Raw genomic sequence first — 5,218 nt, forward strand, 5'->3', positions numbered from 1 at the left:
GGCAGTACCACCGCACCGCCCACAGGATGATGTCACGGGGGAAATGCCGACCGGAGAAGATGCCCATGGCTCTGATTATTTCACGCCGGTCTTTCTACTGCCCCAACTTTGCAACAGCACCCGACGGTGTTCGTCACCAGGATCAGGGTGGTGGCCTTTGCCTTGGCCATCGAGGCCGCGCCGACCATCGTCTTGCCCGCACCACATGGCAGCACTACCACGCCCGAGCCGCCTTCCCAGAAGCTATCGGCCGCCATCTCCTGGTAGTCGCGCAGCTGCCATTCTTCGTGTTCCTGCGACAGCTCGATGGGGTGTGCCTCGCCGTCGACGTATCCCGCCAGGTCCTCTGCGGGCCAGCCGACCTTCAGCAGTTCCTGCTTGAGCCTGCCGCGCTCGGAAGGGTGCACAACGATCGAGTCCTCGTCGATCTCTGCGCCCAACATGGGCTTGATCTTTTTGTGACGCCGGATCTCCGTCAGCACAGCCCTGTCCGTCGTCTCTAGCACGAGCCCGTGCGCTGGGTGCTTGATGAGCTTCAGCCGCCCGTAGCGATCCATCGTGTCGGCAATGTCGATGAGCAGCGGCTGCGGGGCGGGGAACCGCGAGTAGGTTTCCAGCACGTCCATGATCTGCTCCGCGTCGTGCCCTGCCGCGCGGGCGTTCCACAGCGCCAGCGGGGTGATGCGGTAGGTGTGCACGTGCTCCGGCGCGCGCTCCAGCTCCGCGAACGGTGCCAGCGCGGTGCGCGCCTCCTGCGCCTGTTCGTGGTCGATTTCCAGCAGCACGGTCTTATCCGACTGCACAATGAGCGGTCCGTTTCCAATGCCCACGCTGTGTGTCACTTCCTTTTTGTTTATCGACGCCACCGCGACGGTGTTGCTCAAGCCAAAGACATCATTTTACGCTGCAGTGGTGCGAACTCGTGCTCCACTATGCTGAGACCCATGATTGCTCAGACGGGAAATCTGCGCCAATGGCAGTATTTCGTGGCTTTAGCGGAGACCGGTAGTTTTACAGCGGCGGCAGCGCGACTGGGAGTGAGTCAGCCGCCTGTCTCCAATGCCATTAAGCGCTTAGAAGCTGGTGTAGGTACACCGCTATTTATCCGAGGGGCGGGGGAAGTGAAACTAACCGAGGCAGGGTTGACCTTGCTTCCATATGCCCGGGTGATTAATCGCGATCTTCAGACTATGCATTCGATGATTGACGGTATCCGAAGTGGTGCGCAAAGCGGGTTTCGTTTGGCCATCAGTAGTGCGCTTCCAAGCGAGATAGGATCGCGTATTGCAGCAAAGGCACAGCAGCATGATGGAGTAGTTTTGTCGTCACTGCCTTCTGTTGAGATTCTTGCCCGTGTTGAAGAAGGCGCTATTCATGCGGGGCTTGTTCAAGCTCCGGTTCCCTTGGGTACTCACCGCAGTGCGAGGCAGTTTTCTCTGTCACGTGATCTAGTGGTGCCGCCGGGGTATTCAAGGTTGGATAAGACCTTGTCTCAATTGAATCTGCTGGTGGAGAACCTGAATGACAATTCAAGTGCAGCCAGTGGTTTGGCGAGAGAGCTATTTCGGTCGGGTGTGTCTTGCGAAATTAATGATTCAGAGGATGCTCTAGGTAGGGGCTTATTGATTGGAAGAGGGGAGGGGATGTCTTTGGTATTTCGCGGTTTTCACCAGTTTGACAATGCTATTGAGCTTCCTTCCCGTTTCGATTTTTCCGTGGATGTAGTGGTTCGCCGAGGTGGGATGGACAATGGCGCCGAGGCCATGGCGGTCGCCGAAAGAATTTGTCGAAGGATTAACCAATGACTGCACGGATGGAGATGGCCCTGGAAAACGTGTTGACGCGGTCGGGGTGTGAGGGATGGTGGTGTGCATCGCGACTGCACGATGGGGTGACTATCGGACGCAAACAAGACGAGAAAATTCCGGTGGCATCCTTATATAAAATCCGGCTCCTCCACCTCACTTTGGAAGCGATTCAACGAGGTGATCTGGATCCTCGTCTTCGTGTTGACGTTGCACCGTCCAAAGGAACTTACGAAGGGTATGGGTTCGCTGCCTTTGATGACGCAGTGAACGTGAGTCTCCGAGACTTAATGAAACAAGTCGCATCGGTGTCAGATAACGTGGCCGCCCACGAGATTTTGCGTCTACTGCCTGCGTGGGCTCGAGAAGCATTTCTTAAACGGTTTCCACCTCATTATGACTTGCAAGATCGGAATAGCTTAGTGACGGCGGAGAAACAATTGCGTCAATATGTTCAATCCCAAGGGGGGAGTAGTACAGATATAGCGTTTTCTGCAGTCTCTTCGTTGGCGGAAATAACTAATGACTTGGAACAGGTTTGGAAAGACGATAGTGCAGCGGTACGTCGATCTATGTGTGAACTCTTGGGGTTGCAGGTGTGGCGTCACCGTGTTCCTTCAGGCTTTCCTCCAAGCGGCGTTGATATCTATGGAAAAACGGGCACTGTAGGACTTCTCCATGGTGAAGCTTCGATTATCCAGGTTGAGGGCGAGGAGCCCATTGTGGTGTCCATCATGCTGAAACAGGTGGTGCCAGAACAAGCAATGAGTACTCACGATGGTGCTATTGGCGAAGTGGCTAGACTGCTCGTGGACGCTCTTCGTTAGAATTTCTGCCACTTGAATACACACTTCTACCATCGCCTATATGTGAATGAAATGAGACAATTGCATTATGTGATATTGGTGGCATCCAATGCGTCTCACTTAACGTCACTCCCATGATGACTAAGCACAATCGTTTCCGTCAGTCGGTGATTGCACTCTGTTCGCTCTCCGCAGTGATGTTGAGCAGCTGTTCAGCTCTACCGTGGGAATCAGACTCAGACGTATTTCTCAAAGCTTTCAACGCGGGAGATGACAGCAAGGCTGCACGGTATCTGGATCATCCAGACCCGGAGCGCGCCCTTCATGAATTTCGGCAGTCACTTCATGGTGTGAAGGTCAACATCGAAAAATCTGATATTTCCAATGGAAAGCAGAATACTCATGTGACTTGGTCCAAAGATGGTGTGGAGTTGGAGAGCAATGGTCGGCTCGTCCTTAGTGGACAGGATGGTAAGCCTCAATGGTTGCCTTCGATCTTCGAAGCTCAGTTGAGCGATGATTCCGCACTCTTTTTTGCTGAAGATAAACAGTACGATCTTCCAATTAAAGATCGCTTGGGCAATGAATATATGACCTGGACGAAAGTTATTCAGGTACGAGGTCGCAAAGATATAGCCTCTAGAGCGCAGGAATTGGCCCAGATTTTTGCACCAGTGTCTCCCACAACGACTAAGGAGTGGATCGAGCAGACCTTGGGAGAGTCTCAGGATGAAGACACCGTGCTCCTCACTTTGAGGCAGGAAGAATTCCGGAAGATACAAGAGCAACTTAGGACCTTTGAGGGAATTTCCACTGTGGAGCAGGGGCGTCTCTTAAGCGTGTCCAAAACTCTTAACTCTCCGCTGGATGCTGAATTGAACAAATATTGGGAGTCAGTGCTCGATGCTAATTCAGGATGGTCGATACGCGCTGAGAGTTCACAAGGTATGACGACGGTAGCCTCTGAGCCGCCTCGCCGAGTTCAGCCAATCGCAACCACTCTGGATATCACACTGCAAAGCGCAGCAAAACAAGCAGTGGACAGTGAGCAACGTGCCGCAGTTCTAGTCGTGCTCAATCCTAGAACAGGAGGTGTCCTTGCCGTTGCACAAAATGACAAGGCAAATAACCAAGGGCCAATCGCACTCACCGGGCTATTCCCACCGGGATCGACGTTCAAAACTGTGACCACAGCGGCGGCACTAGAGGCAGGGGCAGTCAGCATGGATGAGGAACTACCTTGTCCTAGCAATATCACCGTCGCTGGACGCAAGATTCCCAACGATCATGACTTCGATCTAGGTAGCGTTCGACTGGAAGAAGCTTTCGCCCAATCATGTAACACAACCCAAGCGGTCATTTCGGATCGTTTGGGAGAAGATGATCTGCAACGGACTGCTTTAGAACTCGGAATTGGCTCCGACTTCGACGTACCAGGGATGACCACACTTACTGGTTCGGTGCCGCGGACACCGGCTGGACCTCCTCGTGTGGAGGCTTCTATTGGACAGGGCGAGGTTCTAGCTAGTCCATTTGGGATTGCGCTCATGCAATCGACTGTCGCTAACGGCGGCTTGCTTGTTCCTCCACAGCTCATTCAAGGCGAACAGACAGTAGTGAATAAACAGGCAGACCAGCATGTCAGCGATACAACTATTCAAAGCCTCCGGACGATGATGAAATCAACAATTGACCACGGTTCAGCTAGGTCGTTGAGTGATCTTAGTGCACTTGGCGGAAAGACTGGTACAGCAGAAATTGATGGCAAGCTTTCCAATGGCTGGTTCGCTGGAACGACAGGGGAATTGGCGATTGCGTCCCTTGTAATCGAAGGAGATTCTTCTCAGCCAGCTGTGGAAATGGCCGGGCGTTTCCTTCGCTCGCCGGATGTTCAGAAATTCTCTGGAATTCAATAAACTTGCGTCATAACCTCTAGCACGGGTTAAGTAAAGAAAAGTGTGTCTTTTCCGGGCGTGTTGCGGTTATTTGATCCAGCCTTTTTGGATGCCGAGGTTGTGTTGGTAGCTGGTGTCGATGGCGGTGTCGTATTCTGCTGGTGCACCGATGTCATTGGTAGTGGCTGTGGTGTTGTGGGTGATCAGGTCTGTTGCTGTGGAAAGTGCGTCTTGACCCCATCGTTGGTCCCTGGCGATCTTGACCGGATCGTCAGGGACTTCTGTATGTAGATACAGCCACCAATCCATCACTGTGCGTTGATGCGGTAGTGATAGTCCGCGGTGTCTGCGGGCTAGTTCTTTTATGGGGGCGTTGATGCCACCTTCGAGGCTGTTTGTTGTTGCTGCAAGGTTGTCGGGGTCGATGGTTGTTGGTGGGGGTTGCAGGTAGGTAAACAGCAGGTCTCTGCGGTGCAGAGATAGCAATGATTGATAGGCCGCTCGGACGCGTTGGTGGGTGTAGACCTTGGTGTAGGCGCCGGTAACGGGGTCTTTGATGGTGGTTTTCTCGTTCATCCATTCCCGGTAGGTGTTGAAGTGCCCCGAGTTTTGTTCCTAGGCATTTGCCTTGATTTCTATTATTTCTTGCGGCGGGTTCTGCTTCCAAAAATCGGTTTCCACTTCGACTGGGGTTCGGTATCCCAAGCTTTGG

Annotated in this window: 3 protein-coding genes and 2 pseudogenes; 3 read left to right on the forward strand and 2 right to left on the reverse strand. The window is 53.2% G+C overall.

The genetic code is table 11. From position 1 onward, the window contains the following. Positions 1-122 precede the first annotated feature (122 nt). Positions 123-830, reverse strand: a pseudogene (locus tag RAE09_RS11620) (helicase-associated domain-containing protein); the annotation flags it as partial. A 114-nt stretch (positions 831-944) separates the two neighbouring features. On the opposite strand from RAE09_RS11620, the gene RAE09_RS11625 reads away from it, so the two are divergent. The 3 genes from RAE09_RS11625 (at position 945) to pbp2m (ending at position 4,527) form a co-directional block, all read left to right on the forward strand. Further along, entirely contained in the window at positions 945-1,805 is an 861-nt protein-coding gene (locus RAE09_RS11625; protein WP_012360809.1) for a LysR family transcriptional regulator, read from the forward strand. After that, a complete protein-coding gene (locus RAE09_RS11630) occupies positions 1,802-2,632 on the forward strand; it encodes a serine hydrolase (protein WP_070604856.1) in 831 nt (276 codons plus the stop codon). The genes RAE09_RS11625 and RAE09_RS11630 overlap by 4 nt, the downstream gene beginning before the upstream one ends. 113 nt (positions 2,633-2,745) lie before the next feature. Then, a complete protein-coding gene (gene pbp2m, locus RAE09_RS11635; protein WP_049151672.1) occupies positions 2,746-4,527 on the forward strand; it encodes a penicillin-binding protein PBP2M in 1,782 nt (593 codons plus the stop codon). A gap of 66 nt (positions 4,528-4,593) precedes the next feature. On the opposite strand, the pseudogene RAE09_RS11640 reads toward pbp2m, so the two are convergent. Next, positions 4,594-5,100: pseudogene (locus RAE09_RS11640) on the reverse strand (IS256-like element IS3503 family transposase); the annotation flags it as partial. Between the last annotated feature and the right edge of the window lie 118 nt (positions 5,101-5,218).

This window comes from Corynebacterium tuberculostearicum, from assembly GCF_032821615.1.
Taxonomy (GTDB): domain Bacteria; phylum Actinomycetota; class Actinomycetes; order Mycobacteriales; family Mycobacteriaceae; genus Corynebacterium; species Corynebacterium tuberculostearicum_H.